Source organism: Paracidovorax sp. (assembly GCF_057642795.1).
Genome location: NZ_JBXYZY010000044.1, coordinates 237,717 through 257,992, shown reverse-complemented (window position 1 = coordinate 257,992; position 20,276 = coordinate 237,717). Strand labels below are relative to the sequence as shown.

Below are 20,276 nucleotides of genomic sequence, written 5' to 3'. Positions count from 1 at the left end.
TCTGTTTACTCATGGCACCTCCAATTGGGCCTCAGGTTTGAGGCTCAGAGGTGTCTAGAAAACCCGGGGCGATTCAAACCTCACTCAGCTGCTTCTCCTCCCTTGTCCGACAGCCTGGGCCGTTGCGAGCCCTTAGCTTGGGGGCTGAATCACCCAGGAGCTCGACCATGGTCACACCCCAACATTCCCCCCGCAGTACCGCAGGCTCACCGCATCCCGCGCACGTCAAGGCACAAGAGGCGGACCACGCCCGGCGCCGCGTGCCGTCGGTACGGATCGTCCTGCTGGCCCTCGTCGCCGGCTTGATGGTGGCGAGCGCTGTGGGCTACCTCGTGCGCGACCAGATCTACGACCCGGCCCACAGTTACGGCACCGAATCGCCGCACATGGTGCCGCCGGCCGAGAAGGCGCCGGCAAGCCCTTGATGGCGACACGCCCCGGGGGGCTCTGTGCCGGTTGTTCTTGGAACGCGGCTTGACAGGGCGGCATGGCAAAGAACTCCGGCGCCACTAACCGTCCACCCCGTGCGTCAGGCGCCCATCGCGGCAACAAGGCGAGCCTGCCTTCCAAGCGCTGCGCGGCCTGCGGGCTGACCATGACCTGGCGGCGCAGCTGGGCGCGGAACTGTGAAGAGGTCAAGTACTGCTCCGAGCGGTGCCGCCGCAGCGGCAAGGGCTGACGGCGGGCAGCGCGGCTGGGGCCGCGCGCCGGCCCATCCCTCAGAATGCCGGCATGACGCAAGGCAAACGCATCTCCATCGCCATCGCAGACGAAGCGCTCGCGGCCATCCGCGCCCTGGGGGCTGCGGCCCGGCAGGCACGGCTCGCGGCCGGCGAGGGCCAGGCGCAGGCCGCCGCCCGGCTGGGCGTGCATGTGCAGACCATCGGCCGCATCGAATCGGGCGAGCCCGGCGTGGCTGTGGGCCATGTGCTGGGACTGCTGGCGCTCTACGGCATTGCGGTGGATTGCCGGCCCGGCTGAACGGGCTGCACGCGCAGCGCAGCGCCCCGATGTGCAACGCAGCGATGCGCTTGATTTGATTGACAACTAAACTAATAGCCCGCAGACTGGCCGCTCCAGCACTTGCGAAGGCGGCGTGTCATGAAGATTGTGTGCATCGGCGGCGGTCCCTCGGGCCTGTATTTCGCGCTGCTCATGAAGCTGCAGGACCCGTCGCACGACATCCGCGTGGTCGAGCGCAACCGGCCCTACGACACCTTCGGCTGGGGTGTGGTGTTCTCCGACCAGACGCTGGGCCACCTGCAGGCCGCCGATCCGGTCACGGCCGGGAAGATCCTCGATGCGTTCAACCACTGGGACGACATCGAGGTCCACATCCACGGGCAGACGGTGCGATCCGGCGGCCACGGCTTCTGCGGCATCGGGCGCAAGCGCCTGCTCAACATCCTGCAGGCGCGCTGCGAGGAACTGGGCGTGCAGCTGGTCTTCGAGACCGACGTGCAAAGCGATGAAGACTATGCCGATGCAGACCTCGTGATCGCGGCCGACGGCCTCAACAGCCGCATCCGCACCCAGTACGCCGCCACCTACCAGCCCGACATCGACGTGCGCCTGTGCCGCTTCGTCTGGCTGGGCACGCAGCAACTGTTCGACGCCTTCACCTTCGCCTTCGAAAAGACCGAGCACGGCTGGTTCCAGGCCCATGCCTACCGCTTCGACGCCAACACCTCCACCTTCATCGTGGAGGCGCCCGAGCGCGTCTGGCGCGCCGCGGGCCTGGACACCATGGAGAAGGAAGACGCCATCGCCTTCTGCGAAAAGCTCTTCGCGCGCCACCTGGGCGGCCATCCGCTCATCTCCAACGCTGCGCACCTGCGCGGTTCGGCGCAGTGGATCCACTTTCCGCGCGTGATCTGCCAGCGCTGGGTGCACCACAACGGCCAGGCGCCCGTGGTGCTGATGGGCGATGCGGCGCACACGGCGCATTTCTCCATCGGCTCGGGCACCAAGCTGGCGCTGGAAGACGCGATCGAGCTGGCGCGCTGCATCGGCCGCCGGCCCGGCGACCTGAACGCCGCGCTGGCCGACTACGAGGCCGTGCGCAGCGTGGAGGTGCTGAAGATCCAGAACGCGGCGCGCAACTCCACCGAGTGGTTCGAGAACGTCGAGCGCTACGCCAGCCTGCCGCCCGAGCAGTTCGCCTATTCGCTGCTCACGCGCAGCCAGCGCATCAGCCACGAGAACCTGCGGCTGCGCGATGCCGGCTATGTGGAGCGCTACGAAGACTGGATCGCCCAGCGCGCCGGCCTGCCGCAGCGCCGCGCCGACCGGCGGGCCGTGCCGCCCATGTTCACGCCCTTCACGCTGCGCGGCGTCACGCTGAAGAACCGCGTCGTGGTCTCGCCCATGGCCCAGTATTCGTGCGCCGACGACGGCCTGCCGGGCGACTACCACCTCGTCCACCTGGGCGCGCGCGCCATGGGCGGCGCGGGGCTGGTGTTCACCGAGATGACCTGCCCCTCGCCCGATGCCCGCATCACGCCCGGCTGCCCGGGCCTCTGGAACCAGGCGCAGCGCGATGGCTGGAAGCGCATCGTCGATTACGCTCATGCGAACAGCACCGCCAAGATGGCGATCCAGCTCGGCCATGCCGGCGCCAAGGGCGCCACGCGCCGGGCCTGGGAAGGGATCGACCAGCCGCTGCCCGAAGGCGAGCGCTGGCCGCTGCTCTCGGCCTCGCCGCAGCAGTACATCGAGGGCGTGAGCGACATCTCCCGCGCCATGACCCGCGCCGACATGGACCGGGTGCAGGGCGAGTTCGTGCAGTCCACCCGCTGGGCCGACGAGGCCGGCTTCGACTGGCTCGAGTTCCACTGCGCGCACGGCTATCTGTTCAGCAGCTTCATCTCGCCGCTCACCAACCGCCGCAGCGACGAATACGGCGGCCCGCTCGCCAACCGGCTGCGCTACCCGCTGGAGGTGTTCGCCGCCATGCGCGCCGCCTGGCCCGGCGAGAAGCCCATCTCGGTGCGCATCTCGGCGCACGACTGGGTCGAGGGCGGCATCACCCCCGACGACGCGGTGGAGATCGCCCGCGCCTTCAAGGCCGCCGGCGCCGACATGATCGACTGCTCTTCCGGCCAGGTCAGCAAGCAGGAAAAGCCGGTCTATGGCCGCATGTTCCAGACGCCCTTCGCCGACCGGGTGCGCAACGAGGCGGGCATCCCGACCATCGCGGTCGGCGCCATCACCGAGGCGGACCACGTCAACAGCATCATCGCGGCCGGCCGTGCAGACCTATGCGCCGTGGCGCGCCCGCACCTGGCCCACCCGGCCTGGACGCTGAACGAAGCCGCGCGCATCGGCTACTTCGACGTGCGCTGGCCGGTGCAGTACCAGGCCGGCAAGGTGCAGCTGGAACGCAACCTGGAGCGCGAGCGCGCAGCCGCTGCGCAGGCGGCGGCGCTCTCGCCGCTGCAGCGTGCCCAGCAACAGGCGGAGGCGGGCTGATGGCTGCAGGCGCCCACCCCATGGCTGCGAAAGCGCTGCACGGCCGCCATGCGGTCATCACCGGCGCGGGGCGCGGCATCGGCGCGGCCATCGCCCGTCGGCTGGCGGCCGATGGCGCGCGGCTCACGCTGCTGGGCCGCAATCTGGACGTGCTGCTGGCGCTTTCCGCGCAGCTGCCCGCATCGGCCCAGGCGCTGCCGCTGGCCTGCGACATCACTTCCGAGGCCAGCGTGGCCCAGGCCTTCGCCGCCGCGCGCGCCGCGGCCGGGCCGGTGGCGGTGCTGGTCAATAACGCCGGCCAGGCGGAGAGCGCGCCCTTTCACCGCATGGACGCGGCCCACTGGCAGCGCATGCTCGACGTGAACCTGACCGGCACCTTCTCCTGCACCCAGGCAGCGCTGGCCGACCTGCTGGCCGTGGGCGCGGCCGGCGGCGCGGCGCGCATCGTCAACATCGCCAGCACGGCGGGGCTGCGCGGCTATGCCTACGTGGCGGCCTATGCGGCGGCCAAGCACGGCGTGATCGGGCTGACCCGTTCGCTGGCGCTGGAGCTGGCGGCCAAGGGCGTCACCGTCAACGCCGTGTGCCCGGGCTATACCGACACCGACATCGTGCGCGAGAGCGTGGAGCGCGTGGCCGCCAAGACCGGCCGCAGCGCCGACGCGGCGCGGGCCGAGTTCGTGCGCGGCAACCCGCAGGGCCGGCTGGTGGCGCCCGACGAGGTGGCCGACACGGTGGCCTGGCTTTGCGGCGCGGGCGCGGCGGCGGTCACGGGGCAGGCGATTTCCGTCTCGGGCGGCGAGGTGATGTGACATGGAGCGCAGCCGCAGCAGCCACAAGACCTCCCCGGCGCCGGCGCCCGTGCTCGACGACGAGCGCATCGGCCACGAGGCCCGCGCCGTCGCGGGCGACCATATCGACCTGAAGATCTGGCTGCGCCTCCTGGCCTGCAGCCGGCAGATCGAGCAGCAGATCAGCCAGCGCCTGCGGGCGCGCTTCGGCATCACGCTGGCGCGCTTCGACTATCTGGCGCAGCTCGAACGCCACCCGGGCGGTTTGCGCATGAATGCGCTCTCGCGCTACCTCATGGTGACGGGTGGCAACATCACCGGCCTGACCGACCAGCTCGCCAAGGAGGGCCTGGTCGAGCGCGTGGACGACCCGGACGACCGCCGCTCCTGGCGCGTGGCGCTCACGCCCAAGGGCCGGCGCGACTTCGCCGCCATGGCCGCCGAGCACGAGACCTGGCTCACCGCCATGTTCGAGAACCTGGGCGCGGGCGACAAGGACCAGCTCTTCGCCCAGCTGGGCCGCCTGCGCATGCAGCTGGCCCAGCACCAGGCGGCGCTCGCGGCGGAGCCGCCCGCAGCGCCTCCTGCCCTGCCTGCCGCCGCATCGTCTCCCCCGTCGTCTGCCCGCAAGGCACCTTCCCGCAGGAAAACCGCTCCATGACCGACCGCATCGACCCGGCCCTCGTCGCCGGCAACCGCACCCCGCTGGCGGGCTACGCCGCCACCCATTTCCTCTGGCAGGTGGAGGGGGGCGTGGGCACCGTCACGCTGAACCGGCCCGAGCGCAAGAACCCGCTCACCTTCGATTCGTATGCCGAGCTGCGCGACCTGTTCCACCGCCTGCGCCACGCCACCGACGTGCATGCCGTGGTGCTGCAGGGCGCGGGCGGCAACTTCTGCTCGGGCGGCGACGTGTATGAAATCATCGGCCCGCTGGTGCAGCTCAACGCGCCCGAGCTGCTGATGTTCACGCGCATGACCGGCGCGCTGGTGTCCGAGATGCGGCACTGCCCGCAGCCCATCATCGCGGCCATCGACGGCGTGTGCGCCGGGGCCGGCGCCATCATGGCCATGGCCTCGGACCTGCGCCTGGGCACGGCGCGCAGCAAGACGGCTTTTCTCTTCAACCGCGTGGGCCTGGCCGGCTGCGACATGGGCGCCTGCGCCATCCTGCCGCGCATCATCGGCCAGGGGCGGGCGTCGGAGCTGCTCTACACCGGCCGCTCGCTGCCCGGCGACGAGGCCGAGCGCTGGGGCTTCCTCAACCGCCTCTGCGAGCCCGACGCGCTGCTGGCCGAGGCGCAGAAGCTGGCGCAGGACATCGTGGCCGGCCCCACCTTCGCCAACGGCATCACCAAGACCATGCTGCACCAGGAATGGGCCATGACGGTGGACCAGGCCATCGAGGCCGAAGCCCAGGCCCAGGCCCTGTGCATGCTGACCGGCGACTTCGAGCGCGCCTACCGCGCCTTCGTCGAAAAGCGCCGGCCGGTGTTCGAGGGCAATTGAGCCCGCGCCGCCATTTGCTATTGAATCAATAGCTGCAAGAGCTTCTGAAATAAGCGCTGAGGCCATTTTCCGACATGAATCAGCCGCCCATCGCAGGGGTCGGCCAAGGAGTCCCGCATGAGCGACACCCGCTACCTCGACTGGCCCTTCTTCGAGGACCGCCACCGCGATCTGGCCCGCAGCCTCGATGCCTGGGCGGCCGAGCACATCACCGATGCCCATGGCCGCGACGTCGATGAAGCCTGCCGCACCCTGGTGCGGCGCCTGGGCGCGGCCGGCTGGCTGCGGCATGCGGTGGCGGCCGATGCCGGCGATGCCATCGACACCCGCGCCCTCTGCCTGATCCGCGAGACGCTGGCGCGCCATGCGGGCCTGGCGGATTTCGCCTTCGCCATGCAGGGCCTGGGATCGGGCGCCATCTCGCTCGCCGGCGACGCGCAGCAGCGCGCGCGCTACCTGGGCCGCGTGGCCGCGGGCGAGGCGATCGCCGCATTCGCGCTCTCCGAGCCCGAGGCTGGCTCCGACGTGGCCGCCATGGCCTGCTCGGCGCGTCAGGAAGAGGAGGGCGGCGACTACCTGCTGGACGGCGAGAAGACCTGGATATCGAACGGCGGCATCGCGGACTTCTACGTCGTCTTCGCCCGCACGGGCGAAGCACCCGGCGCGCGGGGCGTGAGCGCCTTCATCGTCGATGCCGGCACGCCCGGCTTCGAGATCGCCGAGCGCATCGAGGTGATCGCGCCGCACCCGCTGGCGCGCCTGCGCTTCACGCGGTGCCGCATTCCGGCCGCGCAGCGCATCGGCGTGGCGGGCGAGGGCTTCAAGATCGCCATGCGCACGCTGGACGTGTTCCGCACCTCGGTGGCGGCCGCCGCGCTGGGCTTCGCACGCCGGGCGCTCGACGAGGCCCTGGCCCGCGCCACGCAGCGGCGCATGTTCGGCGGCGTGCTGGCCGATTTCCAGCTCACCCAGTCGAAGCTGGCGCAGATGGCCACCGCCATCGACAGCGCCGCGCTGCTCACCTACCGCGCCGCCTGGATGCGCGACCAGGGCCAGAACGTGACCCGCGAGGCGGCCATGGCCAAGCTCACCGCCACGGAGAACGCGCAGCAGGTCATCGACATGGCCGTGCAGATGTGGGGCGGGCAGGGCGTGGTGAGCGAGCAGCCGGTGGAGCGGCTCTACCGCGAGATCCGCTCGCTGCGCATCTACGAGGGCGCCACCGAGGTGCAGCAGCTCATCATCGCGCGCGACCTGCTGCGCGCCTGGAGCGCGCCTGCGGCCGGCCCCGCCACCTCAGGGTGATCCCGCTGGCCCGTTGATTGCTTTATTTCTAAAGTAATTGGGGTTTCTGCACGCTTCGCACCAAAAGGGGGTTCCCGCATGGCCAGCGCACACATCGACACCTTTGCCCGTGACCGGCTCCCGCCGGCCGCGATGCAGCCCGAATTCCTGTTCGAGCTGCCGGAGCTGCAGTTCCCCGAGCGCCTGAACTGCGCCACGGAACTGCTCGACCGCGCCGTGCAGCGCGGCTGGGGCGGGCGGCTCTGCGTGCGCGGCGCGGGCCTCTCGTGGACCTATGCCGACCTGCAGGCCCAGGCCAACCGCATCGCCAACGTGCTGGTGCGCCGCATGGGCCTGGTGCCCGGCAACCGCGTGCTGCTGCGCGCGCCCAACACGCCGCTGCTGGCCGCCTGCTGGTTCGCGGTGATGAAGGCCGGCGGCATCGCCGTGGCCACCATGCCGCTGCTGCGCGCCAAGGAGCTGCAGGCCATCATCGACAAGGGCCGCATCAGCCACGCGCTCTGCGATGCGCGGCTGGCGGGCGAACTGCATGCCGCCGCCCGCACCTGCCCGGTGCTGGCGCAGGTGCGCTGCTTCAACGCTGCTTCAGCCGACGGGCTGGAGGCGGCCATGGCCGAAGAGAGCGAGCTTTTCGACAACGTCGATACCGCCGCCGATGACACCTGCCTGCTGGCCTTTACCTCGGGCACCACCGGCGTACCCAAGGCCACCATGCATTTCCACCGCGACGTGCTGGCCATCTGCGCCTGCTGGCCCGGCCACGTGCTGCGGCCGTCGGCGGACGACGTCTTCATCGGCAGCCCGCCCATGGCCTTCACCTTCGGGCTGGGCGGCCTGCTGCTGTTCCCCATGAAGTTCGGCGCTTCCACCGTGCTGCTGGAAAAGGCCTCGCCCGCGCAGCTGCTGGACGGCATCCGCGACTACGGCGCCACCGTGCTCTTCACCGCGCCCACGTCCTACCGCGCGATGGCCGCGCAGGGCGAGGCGATCCGCGCGGGCACGCTGCAGCGCTGCGTTTCGGCGGGCGAGGCGCTGCCCGCCGCCACCCGCGCGCTCTGGAAGCAGGCCACCGGCATCGAGCTCATCGACGGCATCGGCGCGACCGAGATGCTGCACATCTTTATCTCGGCCGACGAGGCCCATGCCCGGCCCGGCGCCACCGGCGTGCCCGTGCCCGGCTACCGCGCCCGCGTGGTCGATGCCGAGGGCCGGCCGCTGCCGCCCGGCTCCGTGGGGCGCCTGGCGGTGCAGGGCCCCACCGGCTGCCGCTACCTGGACGATGCGCGCCAGTCGCAGTACGTGCAGCATGGCTGGAACCTGACCGGCGACGCCTACCTGATGGATGAGGACGGCTATTTCCATTACCAGTCGCGCACCGACGACATGATCGTCTCGGCCGGCTACAACATCGCCGCGCCCGAGGTGGAAGACGCCCTGCTGCTGCACCCCGCCGTGGCCGAGTGCGGCGTGATCGGCGTGGCCGACGAGGAGCGCGGCCAGATCGTCAAGGCCTTCGTGGTGCTGCGACCGGGCCATGCGCCGGGGGCGGAGATGGCGCGCACCCTGCAGGACTTCGTCAAGCAGACCGTGGCTCCGTATAAATACCCACGCGCCATCGACTTCGTGGACGCCTTGCCGCGCACGGAAACGGGCAAACTCCAGCGGTTCCGGCTGGCGGAGTCCGCTGCCGCGCCGGTGGCGGCCTGAGGCTCCGGTTCGCACCGCCGCCCAGGACGACATTCCACCTTCCTTCACGTGTCCACTGTCAGAAAGACCGCTCCATGAAGACTCCGAACGCCTCATCGCTCAAGCCCCTGGCCGCGCTCGTGGCCCTGGCCCTGTCTTGCGCTGCCGCGCAGGCCGCCGATGCCGTCAAGGTCGGCCTGCTCAGCACGCTCTCCGGCCCTGGCGCAGGGCTGGGCATCGACATCCGCGACGGCTTCCAGCTCGCCGTCAAGCAGGGCGGCGGCAAGCTCGGCGGCCTGCCGGCCGAGGTGGTGGTGGCCGACGACCAGCAAAGCCCCGACGTGGCGCGCCAGACGGCCGACCGGCTCATCAAGCGCGACAAGGTCGATTTCATGACCGGCGTGGTGTTCTCCAACGTCATGCTGGCCGTGGGCGCGCCCACCTTCGCCTCCAAGACCTTCTACATCAGCGCCAACGCCGGCCCCTCGCAATACGCGGGCGAGCAGTGCAACCCGTATTTCTTCAGCGCCAGCTACCAGAACGACAACCTGCACGAGGCCGTGGGCAAGACGGTGACCGACAAGGGCTTCAAGCGCGTGGCGCTGCTCGCGCCCAACTACCCGGCGGGCAAGGATGCGCTCGCCGGCTTCAAGCGCTTCTACAAGGGCGAGGTGGCGCTCGAGAGCTACACCCCGCTCAACCAGCTGGACTACGGCGCCGAGATCGCCAAGATGCGTGCCGCCAAGCCCGATGCGGTCTATATCTTCCTGCCCGGCGGCCTGGGCATCAACTTCATCAAGCAGTTCGTGGGTGCGGGCCTTTCCAAGGACATGACGCTCTTCGGTCCGGGCTTCTCGGCCGATGAAGACGTCATCAAGGCCGTGGGCGAGCCCATGCTCGGCATGTTCAACAGCTCGCTCTGGGCGCATGACCTGGACAACCCCGCCAACAAGAAATTCGTGGCCGACTTCCAGAAGGAATACGGCCGCCTGCCCACGCTCTACGCCGCGCAGGGCTACGACGCGGCGCGCCTGATCGACGGCGCCGTGCGCGACGTGAAGGGCAAGCTGGCCGACAAGACGGCGGTGCGCCGCGCGCTCGAGGCCGCGCGCTTCGAGTCGGTGCGCGGGGCCTTCAAGTTCAACACCAACCATTTCCCCATCCAGGACTACTACCTGCGCGTGGTCACCAAGGACACGCAGGGCCGCGTGACCAACCGCACGCTGGGCACCGTGTTCAAGAACCATGCGGATGCCTACGTGGGCAGCTGCAAGATGCCGGCGGCATGACCGGCGCAGCGATTCGCGCCGATGCCGTGAACGGGGCCTCGTCATGACCGGCGTGCTGGTGCTGGAGCAGTCCCTGAACGGGCTGCAGTTCGGGCTGATGCTGTTCCTGCTGGCCGCCGGCCTCACGCTGGTGTTCGGCATCATGGACATGATCAACCTGGCCCACGGCTCGCTCTACATGGTGGGCGCCTACCTGATCGCCACGGCGGCGGCCGCCACGGACTCGTTCTGGATCGGCCTGGCCGCCGGCGTGGCCGGCACCGCGTTGCTGGGCATGCTGCTGGAGGTGACGGTGCTGCGCCGGCTCTACCAGCGCGACCATCTCTCGCAGGTACTGGGCACTTTCGCCATCCTGCTGATGGCTAACGAGGGCGTGCGCATGCTCTGGGGCGCGCAGCCCATCGCGCTCAATCCGCCGGCCAGCCTCGCGGGCCCGGTGGAGCTGCTGCCGGGTTTTTTCTACCCGGCCTACCGGCTGCTCATCATCGGCGTGGGCCTGGGCGTGGCGCTGCTGCTCTACGTGCTGGTCACGCGCACGCGGCTGGGCATGCAGGTGCGCGCGGGGGCCTCCAACCGCGAGATGGCGCTGGCCATGGGCACCAACGTGCGGCGCCTCTTTACGGCGGTGTTCGGCCTGGGCGCGTCGCTCTGTGCCGTGGCTGGCGGCATGCTGGGGCCGCTGCTGGCGGTGCAGGTGGGCATGGGCGAGAGCATCCTCATCCTGGCCTTCGTGGTGATCGTGATCGGCGGCATCGGCTCCATCCGCGGGGCGCTCTTCGGCGCGCTGCTGGTGGGCGTGGTCGATACCGCCGGCCGCACGCTGATCCCGCTGGCCTTCGGCCACTGGCTGGGGCCCGAGGCCGCCAGCGGCGCGGGCCCGGCCGTGGCCTCGATGCTGATCTACCTGCTGATGGCCGCCGTGCTGTTCTGGAAGCCCCGGGGCCTGTTCCCGGCGCATGGCTGACCCCTGGGAAACCGCTGCATGACGACCACCACAGCCTCGACTCCCGCCGCATCGGCGGCAACCCGCCCGCCCGCGCCCGGCCTGCTGGACCACGCGCTGCGCCTGCGCTGGGCCGGCCCGGTGCTGCTGGCGCTGGCCGCGCTGCCGCCGCTGGCTGCCGCGCTGGGCGAAGACTTCTACATCGGCCTGGCCACCCGCATCCTGATCTTCGCGCTGGCCGCCACCAGCCTCAATCTCATCCTGGGCTTCGGCGGCATGGTCAGCTTCGGCCATGCGGCCTTCGTCGGCACCGGGGCGTATGCGGTGGGCATCCTCATGCAGCAAGGCGTCATGTCGGCCTGGATCGCCTGGCCCGCCGCCGTGCTGGCCAGCGCGCTGTTCGCGCTGCTGGTGGGCGCCATCAGCCTGCGCACGCGGGGCGTGTACTTCATCATGATCACGCTGGCCTTCGCGCAGATGCTTTATTACCTGATGGTCTCGGTCAAGGCCTGGGGCGGCGAGGACGGCCTCACGCTGCCCGGCCGCTCGGTGCTGGGCGGCGGCTTCGACCTGGGCGACGACACGCGCTTTTACTACGTGGTGCTGGCGCTCTTCGCGCTCTGCTTCGTGGGCATCCAGCGCCTCTTGAACGCGCGCTTCGGCCATGTGCTGCAGGCCATCCGCGAGAACGAGACGCGCATGGGCGCCATCGGCTTTCCGGTCTATCGCTACCAGCTGGCCGCGTTCACGCTGGCCGGCGCGATGGCCGGGCTGGCGGGCGCGCTGCTGGCCAACCAGTCGAGCTTCGTGAGCCCGTCGCTTTTGCAGTGGAACCAGTCGGGCCTCCTGATGGTGATGGTGATCCTGGGCGGCGTGGGCCATCTCTGGGGCGGCTTCATCGGCGCGGTGGTGTTCCTGCTGCTCGAAGAGCTGCTCTCGGCCTACACCATCCACTGGCAGTTCATCTTGGGCGCCTTGCTGCTGCTGGTGGTGCTGGCTGCGCCGCGCGGGCTGGCCGGGCTGCTGCGGCGCGGCGGGGAGCGGGCATGAGCGCCGTGCCGCTGCTGCACATCGACGGCTTGGTCAAGCGCTTCGGCGGCCTCACGGCCACCGACCATGCCGAGCTGCGCGTGCAGCCCGGCGAGCTGCATGCGCTGATCGGCCCCAACGGCGCGGGCAAGACCACGCTGATCCACCAGATCTCGGGCGCGCTCGCGCCCGATGCCGGCCGCATCGTCTTCGGCGGCGACGACATCACGGGCCTGCCCATGCCGCAGCGCGTGCTGCGCGGGCTGGCGCGTTCCTACCAGATCACCAGCATCTTCAAGCGCCTCTCGGTGCTCGACAACGTGGCGCTGGCCGTGCAGGCGCGCCAGGGCAGCAGCATGCGTTTCTGGCAGGCCGCGCGCAGCGAGCGGGCCCGCTATGACGAAGCCGCCGCCGTGGTCGAGCGCGTGGGCCTGGGCGCGCAGAAGGATGCCTTGGCCGGCGCGCTGGCGCATGGCGAGCAGCGCCAGCTGGAAGTGGGCCTGGCCCTCGCCACCGCGCCGCGCCTGCTGCTGCTGGACGAGCCCATGGCCGGCATGGGGCCGGACGAATCCGAGCGCATGGTGGCGCTGCTGCAGTCGCTGCGCGGCAGCACCACGCTGCTGCTGGTGGAGCACGACATGGATGCCGTGTTCCGCCTGGCCGACCGTATCTCGGTGCTGGTCTTCGGCCGCGTGATCGCCTGCGGCACGCCGGCCCAGATCCGCAACCACCCCGACGTGCGGCGCGCCTATCTGGGCGACGAGCTGCCCGTGGAGGACGAGACATGACGACGACCCCGCAGACCCCCGCTGCGCCCACCGGCCGCTGCGCGCTGCTCGAAGTGGACGACCTGCAGGCCGCCTACGGCAGCAGCCAGGTGCTGTTCGGCGTGGGCCTGCGCATCGACGCGGGCGACGTCGCCACGCTGCTGGGGCGCAACGGCATGGGCAAGACGACCACCGTGCGATCGGTGCTGGGCCTGGTGCGCGCGCGCGGCGGCCAGGTGCGTTTCCGCGGCGAGCGCATCGAGCGGCTGGAGCCCGATCGCATCGCCCGCATGGGGCTGGCGGTGGTGCCCGAGGGGCGGCAGATCTTCCCCAACCTCTCGGTGGCCGAGAACCTGCGTGCCTTCGGCGCCAACCGCAACCAGTCGCCCGAGCCGTGGACGCTCGATCGCGTCTATGCGCTCTTCCCACGGCTGGCCGAGCGTTCGCGCAACATGGGCAACCAGCTTTCGGGCGGCGAGCAGCAGATGCTGGCCATCGGCCGGGCGCTGATGACCAACCCCTACTTGCTGGTGCTCGACGAGGCCACCGAGGGCCTGGCACCGCTGGTGCGCGAGGAGATCTGGCGCTGCCTGGCGCAGCTGCGCGCGCAGGGCCAGAGCATCCTGGTGATCGACAAATACGTGCAGCGCCTGATCGGGCTGGCCGACCGCCACACCATCGTGCAGCGCGGGCGCGTGGTCTGGCAGGGCGATTCCGCCGCGCTGGCAGCCGATCCGGACCTGTGGCAGCAGTACATTGGTGTATGAGTTCCCTGACCGCTTTTTCTCCCGAACCGTCCGTGGCCTCCGGCGCTGCCGCACCGGATTCGCCCCTGGTCTTCGAGCGCCCGCTGCGCATCCGCTTCGCGCACTGCGATCCGGCCGGCATCGTGTTCTTCCCGCAATACCTCGTCATGCTCAACGGGCTGGTCGAGGACTGGTTCAACGACTGCCTGGGCGTGTCGTATTCGGGCCTGCTCGGGCCCCGGCGCATCGGCCTGCCCATCGTGCGGCTGGAATGCGAATTCCGTGCCGTCAGCCGCATGGGCGATGACGTGACCCTGGGCCTGGCCGTGGAGCGCGTGGGCAACAGCTCCATCACCCTGGCGATGCACTGCCGCGCCGGCGAGGAAGAGCGCATGCGCTCGCGCCAGGTGCTGGTGGCCACCGACCTCAAGACTCACAAGGCCCGCGCGCTGCCCGACGACGTGCGCGAGGCCCTGGCGCGGCTGTCGCGCTGACGCAACGGGGGCCAGCGGGGCCTCGCCGCATCCCCTTTTTTCGGAGACATCCATGCAGACTCTTCTTCCCCCCGGCTGGCCCCGTCCGCGCGGCTACGCCAACGGCGTCACGGCACGCGGCCGCATGGTGTTCGTGGCCGGCATGATCGGCTGGGATGCCGAAGGCGTCTTCCACACCGACGACCTCGCCGGCCAGGTGCGCCAGGCGCTGCAGAACGTGGTCGCCGTGCTGGCCGAAGGCGGCGCACGCCCCGAGCACATCGTGCGCATGACCTGGTACGTGACCGACCGCAAGGCCTACGTGGCCGCCTACCCGGAGATCGGCCGCGCTTTCCGCGAGATCATCGGCAGCTTCAACGCCGCGATGACGGCGGTGGAGGTCGCGGGCCTGATCGAGGACCGGGCCCAGGTCGAGATCGAAGTCACCGCCGTCATCCCCGACTGAAGGCCGCGACCGTGCTCTACCGCGACTTCGCCACGCAGGAGCAGATCGACGCGCAGTACGACACGGCCATCCCCGTGGCCGACCGCGCCGCCGAGATGCGCCACTACCAGCAGCGCAGCGCCCATGCGCGCGCCGTGCTGCCCTGCCGGCTGGGCGTTCCCTACGGCCCGACCCGCGCCGAGACGCTGGATATCTTCCCCGCCGATTCGCCGGATGCCGCCGGTGCGCCCGTCTTCATCTTCATCCACGGCGGCTACTGGCGCGCGCTCTCGGCGGCCGATTTCAGCTGCGTGGCGCTGGGCCTGGTGGAGCGCGGCATCAACGTGGTGGTGCCCGACTACGCGCTGTGCCCGGCCGTCACTGTCGATGAGATCGTGCGCCAGATGCGTGCCGCCTGCGCCTGGGTGCTGCGGCACATCGCGGAATACGGGGGCGACCCGCAGCGCGTGGCCGTGGGCGGCAGCTCGGCCGGCGGCCACCTGGCGGCCATGTGCCTGCAGACCGCATGGCAGCGTGACTACGGCCTGCCGCAGGACCCTTTCAAAGGGGCGGTGATGGCCAGCGGCCTCTACGACCTGGCGCCGCTGCGCTACAGCTTCCTGCAGCCCAAGATCCAGCTCACGGAGGACACCGTGCGGCGCTGTTCCCCCGTGCATCACGTGCGCCCCTCGCCTACGCCGGTGCTGCTGACCTGGGGCGGCCTGGAACAGCCGGAGTTCGCCCGCCAGTCCCTGGCCTGGCGCGATGCCTGGCTGGCTGCGGGCAACCGGGCCGAGGTGCTGGAGCAGCCGGATGCCCACCACTTCAGCGCCATCCACGGCTTCGAGGACCCGCGTAGCGCGCTGTGCGACTGGGTGGCGGCGGCGCTGGGCCGCTGAGACAGGTTCCCGGACTGACGGCGCCCGCGCCTGCGGGCCGACAGGGCGCCGCCGGGGCTTCCTACAGGCCCGAGCAGCTCCCGCAGCGAACATCGAGGCTCTCTCTGAAAAGGAAACCTCCATGCGCAAGATGATCCTCATGGCCGTCGCCGGCTTCCTCTGGAAGAAGTTCCAGGCCAAGCGTGCGGCCGGCACGCCGGCAGCCGCTGAGGCCTACCGCCGCCGCTGAGCCGGAAACAAACGACAAAGCCCCCGGGCAGCCGTCTGCGCTGCCGGGGGCTTTTTTGCTCCCTGCCGCTCTATGGCGCAGGGAGCGATTTCATGACCGCATCAGGCGTCCGAGCAGGTGAAGCTCTCGGCCTTGGTCGGGTCGCCCGAGCCGTTGTAGCGCGGGAACTTGGGGTATTCGCACACCGGCCGCTGCTGGGCGGGCGCGTTGCTGCCGGTGGCGGGCACGGTGGTGGCCACGAGCCGGTCAGGCGCCTGTCCGCTCGTCACCCAGGTGTCGAGCGCGGCCAGCAGGTCCACCGGGCGCGGGCCGGGGCCGTCGAGGTTGTGGCCCACCGAAGGCGAGGTCAGCATGCGGGCGAAGCTCTGCACCTTGCTCGTGCCCAGGGTCTGCTTCACGCTGTCGAAGTACTGGGCCGTGCGGTAGAGCGAGACGCAGGTGTCCGAGAGGCCATACCAGATCAGCAGCTTGCCGCCCTTGTCGGCGAAGGCGGAGAGGTCGGGGTCGGTGCCGTCGATCATTTCGGCCAGCCGCAGGTACTGGGCCTTGAACTGCAGCGGGTCGTGGCGCAGCACATCCACGTCGGTGCGGCCCTCGACCACCTTGGCGGCCTCGGTCACGGCCATGTGGTTGAAGGAATCGCGCGCCTCGAAGCTGGTGCCGAACATGTAGGCGCCCCAGTCGCTGGTCGCGCTGCCGCCGCGGCCATAGCGCGGGTAGCCCGTGGCGCCGCGCGACTGCGGCACCTGCGTGTTCTGAGAGGCGTAGATCAGGCGGATGGATTCGATCTGCCCGGCGGTCAGGCAGCTGTCGCTGTCGGCGCCCTGACACAGCAGGTCGGTGGGCACGTAGTTGCAGGCTTCGACGTTACCGATGATGCCGTCCTTGAGACCATCCAGCGCATCGCAGGCGGCGGTCTCGGCCTTGGCGTAGAGAGCGATCTTGGCGGGGCTGAGCCAGTTGGCGCGGTCCTGGAAGATGTGGCGGATCACGTTGGGGCCCAGGTTCACCTGGTGGGCCTGCTGCGCGATGGCCGGCTCCATGGCGACCACGCCGTCGTAGTCCTGCGGGTATTTCTGCGTGGAGATCAGCCCCGAGCGGCCGCCGTTGGAATGGCCCAGGTGGTAGCGCTTGGTGGGCGCCTTGCCGTAGAAGCTGGTGGCGATGGCGGTCCCCACGCCCAGCACGAAGTGGTTGGCGTCGTAGGCATGGTTGCGCAGCGCCACGTCGTCCCTGGCCCATTCGAAGCCGCGGCTCTGGTGGCCCGAATCCGAGCTCATGCGCACATAGGGGCCGGCCGAGGGGCCGACCAGGCTTTGATAGAACGGATCGTCGGTGGGGATGAAACCGTCCAGCGCGCCGCCGCCCACGGTGAGCGTCTTGCCGTTCCACACGCCTTGCGCGGGCAGCTCCACCGCCCAGTTGATGATGGACTGGGGCGACGAAACGATCTTGCCGCGCACGATGCAGACGTCGGGCAATGCGCCCTGCGCCGCGCGGATCTCGGTGCCGGTGACGACGGCGCCGTGGGGCAGGCCGGTGGGCTTGAAGGCGGGGCAGGCCTGGGCCAGCGGCTGCACGGCCACGGGGTCGCCCCCGTTGCCGCCGCCGCAGGCCGAAAGCAGCACGGCCATGAGCGTGCCAACGGCTCCTGCCGTCGTGGTGTATTGGGACATGGGCGAAGTCTCCTTGTGGTTGTGTCGTGACGATCGAAGCCGGGCTTCGGCTCCGGGCGTCACGATAGGCAGCGCGCTCCCGCCTGCATCCCCTGCAAATGCAGACGGGAAGGGAAAGTCCCATGCCCGGCGGCCGGCCGGGAGTGAGGCCCCGACCGCGTCAGCCCCGGCGCAGCGCCGCCATCAGTTCCATCTTGTTGCGCACGCCCAGGGCGGCGTAGGCGCTGCGCAGGTAGGTGCGCACGGTGGCGGGGCTCAATCCCAGCGTGGCCGCGATGTCCTTGTACGACTGGCCGTGCGCGTACAGCGTGGCGGCGCTCATTTCGCGGGGCGCCAGCGGCGAGCCTGCGCCGCGCGAAGGCAGGCTCACGGCCACCAGCGGCCCGCAGGCCTCCAGCCGGAAGCGATGCCGCGCCGCGGGCGGGACGACCGTGCAGGGCAGACGCGCTGCGCTCTGGCGCAGGTCCTCGGGCAAGGCGCCGCCGCGCCATTCCGGGTAGGCCTCGGCCAGAGCCTTCCCCATGCGCAGGCCGGCGAAGAGCAGGGCGCCGCCGGGCTCTGCCAGCGCATAGCTGTCCCAGAGGGGCTGGGCCGATCCGGGCGCCCAGCGCTGCAGCGCATGGCTCCAATGGCACAGCAGGTGGCGCGTGAATTCGCCCAGCAGCAGGGCCTGCGCGTCGGAGAACGGTGGCTGCGTCTCGGGCCGGTAGAGCGAGATGAAGAACAGCAGGCCGCTGCGCGGCAGCTCCACGGTTGTGGCCATGCAGCGGTGCAGCCCGTGGCGCTCGCTGAAGGCGATCAGCGCCTGCGCGTCGGCGTGGCTCACCGGCACCTCGTGCTCGCGGATCACCGTCCCGAGCTGCTGCATGGAATGCCGCGCGAAGTCGTCCGCCACGGCCAGCCGGTTCCACTCGTCGGCGAAGCCCCGGCTCAGGCCGATGCTGCCGTGTAGCCAGTTGCGCGGCGCGTCGCCGGCGCTGCCCTGAGAGACTTCGCCCCACCAGGCCGCATCGAACGGCACCAGGCCGCGCAGCACCTGCATGGCATCGGCCAGCAGCGCATGCGGGCGGCTTCCCTGCGCCAGCCCGGTCAGAGCCAGCAGCGCCCGGCTCAAGTCCTGCAGCGCTGTGGCAGCCTGCTGCTGGCCGGGCCCTGCCTGGCGGATGGGCGCGTTCATGGCGTGTCTCCTCGTGTTTTTCGCCCGGCATGGGCTCAGGACCTGGTCCCGCGAATGCTAAGTGCTGCAGGGTTTTAGTTAACCAGGGTATCTATTGATGCAGGGCGCTTTCTTCGCCCAGGCTGACCACGGCAGTTTCAGCACCCCGCCTACAGGCCGCCCGGGCAGCCGGCGCGACGCTTCGCCTCTGCCCGTCATGCCCTGCGCCCCGCCCACGAAACGCGAAAAGACACCATCGGAACGCCCATGGACCACAACGCCCCCTTTCCTCTCTCGCGGCGCGATCTGCTGATCGCCAGCGCATCTTCCGCCGCTGCCTCGGCCGTTCCGGCCTCGGTGGACACGCCCGCTGCTGCGGGGCTCGATGAAGGGCTGCCCGTGCAGGCCCTCGTCGCCCTGAACGTCAACGGCGCGGCCCGGCAGCTCACCGTCGATACCCGCACCACCCTGCTGGATGCCTTGCGCGAGCACCTGCGCCTGACGGGTACCAAGAAGGGCTGCGATCACGGCCAGTGCGGCGCCTGCACCGTGCTGGTGGACGGCCGGCGCGTGGTGTCGTGCCTGAGCCTGGCGGTGATGCACCAGGGTGCGAACGTGACCACCATCGAGGGCCTGGGCACGCCGGCTGCGCCTCACCCGCTGCAGGCGGCTTTCGTGCGGCACGACGGCTACCAGTGCGGCTACTGCACGCCGGGGCAGATCTGCTCGGCCGTGGGCGCCCTCGACGAGCTGCGCCGCGGCGCGCCCAGCCATGCCAGCGCGGACATCGTGGCCCAGCCGCTGCTGTCGGCCGAGGAGCTGCGTGAACGCATGAGCGGCAACCTCTGCCGCTGCGGCGCGTATTCCAACATCGTGGATGCGATCACCGAACTCGCGGAGGCTTGAGCCATGAAACCCTTCAGCTACGAACGCGTGGGCTCTGCCGCACAGGCCGCCGCAGCGGTGGCCGCCCGGCCCGGCGCCAAGTTCATCGCCGGCGGCACCAATCTGCTGGACCTGATGAAGCTCCAGATCGAGACGCCCGTCCATCTGGTGGATGTGAACGGCATCGGCCTCGACACCATCGAGCCCACGCCCCAGGGCGGCCTGCGCATCGGTGCGCTGGTGCGCAACAGCGACCTGGCCGCTCACCCCCGCGTGCGGCGGGACTACGGCGTGCTCACGCGGGCGCTGGTGGCCGGCGCCTCGGGCCAGCTGCGCAATATGGCGACCACCGGTGGCAACCTGCTGCAGCGCACGCGCTGCCCGTATTTCTATGACACCCACATGCCCTGCAACAAGCGCCAGCCCGGCAGCGGCTGCTCCGCCATCGGTGGGTTCAGCCGCCAGCATGCGGTGATCGGCGCCAGCGCCGACTGCATCGCCACGCACCCGAGCGATATGGCCGTGGCGATGCGTGTGCTCGACGCCACGGTGGAGACGGTGCGCGCCGACGGCGCTGCCCGCGTCATTCCCATCGCGGATTTCCACCGGCTGCCCGGCAGCACCCCGCACATCGAGACCGCCCTGCAGCCGGGCGAGCTCATCACCTCGGTGAGCCTGCCCGCGCCGGTGGGTGGCACCCACGTCTATCGCAAGGTGCGCGACCGTGCCTCCTATGCCTTCGCGCTGGTGTCGGTCGCGGCCATCGTGCAGCGCGATGGCTCGGGCCGCGTGGCGCTGGGTGGCGTGGCGCACAAGCCCTGGCGGGTGGAAGCCGCCGAAACCGCGATGCGCCAGGGCGCCCGCGCCGTGGCCGACCGGCTGCTGGACGGCGCCCGCCCCACCCACGAGAACGCATTCAAGCTGCCCCTGGCCGAGCGCACGCTGGCTGCAGCCCTGTCCCAGGCCCGGAGCTGACC

The 20,276-nt window shown here is 70.5% G+C and carries 21 protein-coding genes; 19 read left to right on the top strand and 2 right to left on the bottom strand.

The features are described 5' to 3' along the window. The first annotated feature begins 167 nt into the window (after positions 1-167). The 17 genes from AC3A84_RS18560 (at position 168) to AC3A84_RS18480 (ending at position 15,353) form a co-directional block, all read left to right on the top strand. Entirely contained in the window at positions 168-425 is a 258-nt protein-coding gene (locus AC3A84_RS18560) for a hypothetical protein (protein ID WP_487971490.1), read from the top strand. Between the two features lie 62 nt (positions 426-487). Continuing rightward, on the top strand, positions 488-679 hold the full coding sequence (locus tag AC3A84_RS18555) for a DUF2256 domain-containing protein (RefSeq protein WP_487971489.1): 192 nt from the start codon (positions 488-490) through the stop codon (positions 677-679). A 53-nt stretch (positions 680-732) separates the two neighbouring features. Then, a complete protein-coding gene (locus AC3A84_RS18550) occupies positions 733-981 on the top strand; it encodes a helix-turn-helix domain-containing protein (RefSeq protein WP_092938698.1) in 249 nt (82 codons plus the stop codon). A 120-nt stretch (positions 982-1,101) separates the two neighbouring features. Then, positions 1,102-3,471, top strand: a complete 2,370-nt coding sequence (locus tag AC3A84_RS18545) for a bifunctional salicylyl-CoA 5-hydroxylase/oxidoreductase (protein WP_487971488.1) — start codon at positions 1,102-1,104, stop codon at positions 3,469-3,471. Positions 3,472-3,491: 20 nt separating this feature from the next. Further along, a complete protein-coding gene (locus AC3A84_RS18540) occupies positions 3,492-4,283 on the top strand; it encodes an SDR family NAD(P)-dependent oxidoreductase (RefSeq protein WP_487971487.1) in 792 nt (263 codons plus the stop codon). Position 4,284: 1 nt separating this feature from the next. Beyond that, positions 4,285-4,923, top strand: coding sequence for a MarR family winged helix-turn-helix transcriptional regulator (locus tag AC3A84_RS18535; RefSeq protein WP_487971486.1), 639 nt, complete (start codon positions 4,285-4,287; stop codon positions 4,921-4,923). Then, complete coding sequence (locus tag AC3A84_RS18530; protein WP_487971485.1) at positions 4,920-5,771, top strand: enoyl-CoA hydratase family protein; 852 nt, start codon at positions 4,920-4,922, stop codon at positions 5,769-5,771. Before AC3A84_RS18535 ends, AC3A84_RS18530 begins: the two co-directional genes overlap by 4 nt. 117 nt (positions 5,772-5,888) lie before the next feature. Continuing rightward, entirely contained in the window at positions 5,889-7,076 is a 1,188-nt protein-coding gene (locus tag AC3A84_RS18525; RefSeq protein WP_487971484.1) for an acyl-CoA dehydrogenase family protein, read from the top strand. Positions 7,077-7,154: 78 nt separating this feature from the next. Next, positions 7,155-8,783 (top strand): AMP-binding protein, encoded by a 1,629-nt coding sequence (locus AC3A84_RS18520; RefSeq protein ID WP_487971483.1) that lies wholly within the window; start codon positions 7,155-7,157, stop codon positions 8,781-8,783. Positions 8,784-8,857: 74 nt separating this feature from the next. Beyond that, positions 8,858-10,051, top strand: a complete 1,194-nt coding sequence (locus tag AC3A84_RS18515) for an ABC transporter substrate-binding protein (RefSeq protein WP_487971482.1) — start codon at positions 8,858-8,860, stop codon at positions 10,049-10,051. Positions 10,052-10,094: 43 nt separating this feature from the next. Further along, positions 10,095-11,015 (top strand): branched-chain amino acid ABC transporter permease, encoded by a 921-nt coding sequence (locus AC3A84_RS18510; RefSeq protein WP_487971481.1) that lies wholly within the window; start codon positions 10,095-10,097, stop codon positions 11,013-11,015. An 18-nt stretch (positions 11,016-11,033) separates the two neighbouring features. Next, positions 11,034-12,044 carry a branched-chain amino acid ABC transporter permease gene (locus AC3A84_RS18505; protein WP_487971480.1) on the top strand — a complete coding sequence of 337 codons (1,011 nt, stop codon included), beginning with the start codon at positions 11,034-11,036 and terminating at the stop codon, positions 12,042-12,044. After that, positions 12,041-12,811 (top strand): ABC transporter ATP-binding protein, encoded by a 771-nt coding sequence (locus tag AC3A84_RS18500; RefSeq protein WP_487971479.1) that lies wholly within the window; start codon positions 12,041-12,043, stop codon positions 12,809-12,811. The genes AC3A84_RS18505 and AC3A84_RS18500 overlap by 4 nt, the downstream gene beginning before the upstream one ends. Then, on the top strand, positions 12,808-13,557 hold the full coding sequence (locus AC3A84_RS18495) for an ABC transporter ATP-binding protein (RefSeq protein ID WP_487971478.1): 750 nt from the start codon (positions 12,808-12,810) through the stop codon (positions 13,555-13,557). The genes AC3A84_RS18500 and AC3A84_RS18495 overlap by 4 nt, the downstream gene beginning before the upstream one ends. Further along, the gene (locus tag AC3A84_RS18490; RefSeq protein WP_487971477.1) at positions 13,554-14,030 is read left to right on the top strand and encodes an acyl-CoA thioesterase; all 477 of its coding nucleotides are present in this window, start codon (positions 13,554-13,556) and stop codon (positions 14,028-14,030) included. The genes AC3A84_RS18495 and AC3A84_RS18490 overlap by 4 nt, the downstream gene beginning before the upstream one ends. Before the next feature lie 52 nt (positions 14,031-14,082). Further along, complete coding sequence (locus AC3A84_RS18485; protein WP_487971476.1) at positions 14,083-14,475, top strand: RidA family protein; 393 nt, start codon at positions 14,083-14,085, stop codon at positions 14,473-14,475. 11 nt (positions 14,476-14,486) lie between these two features. Beyond that, positions 14,487-15,353: an alpha/beta hydrolase gene (locus tag AC3A84_RS18480; protein ID WP_487971475.1), complete on the top strand. Its 867-nt coding sequence runs from the start codon at positions 14,487-14,489 to the stop codon at positions 15,351-15,353. Positions 15,354-15,683: 330 nt separating this feature from the next. On the opposite strand, the gene AC3A84_RS18475 is transcribed toward AC3A84_RS18480, so the two are convergent. After that, positions 15,684-17,258: a tannase/feruloyl esterase family alpha/beta hydrolase gene (locus AC3A84_RS18475; protein ID WP_487971474.1), complete on the bottom strand. Its 1,575-nt coding sequence runs from the start codon at positions 17,256-17,258 to the stop codon at positions 15,684-15,686. Between the two features lie 160 nt (positions 17,259-17,418). Continuing rightward, entirely contained in the window at positions 17,419-18,435 is a 1,017-nt protein-coding gene (locus AC3A84_RS18470; RefSeq protein ID WP_487971473.1) for a helix-turn-helix transcriptional regulator, read from the bottom strand. A gap of 246 nt (positions 18,436-18,681) precedes the next feature. Here AC3A84_RS18470 and paoA point away from each other — a divergent pair, with 246 nt between their 5' ends. Beyond that, a complete protein-coding gene (gene paoA / locus AC3A84_RS18465) occupies positions 18,682-19,320 on the top strand; it encodes an aldehyde dehydrogenase iron-sulfur subunit PaoA (RefSeq protein ID WP_487971472.1) in 639 nt (212 codons plus the stop codon). Between the two features lie 3 nt (positions 19,321-19,323). Further along, positions 19,324-20,274: an FAD binding domain-containing protein gene (locus AC3A84_RS18460; protein ID WP_487971471.1), complete on the top strand. Its 951-nt coding sequence runs from the start codon at positions 19,324-19,326 to the stop codon at positions 20,272-20,274. Positions 20,275-20,276: the final 2 nt, after the last annotated feature.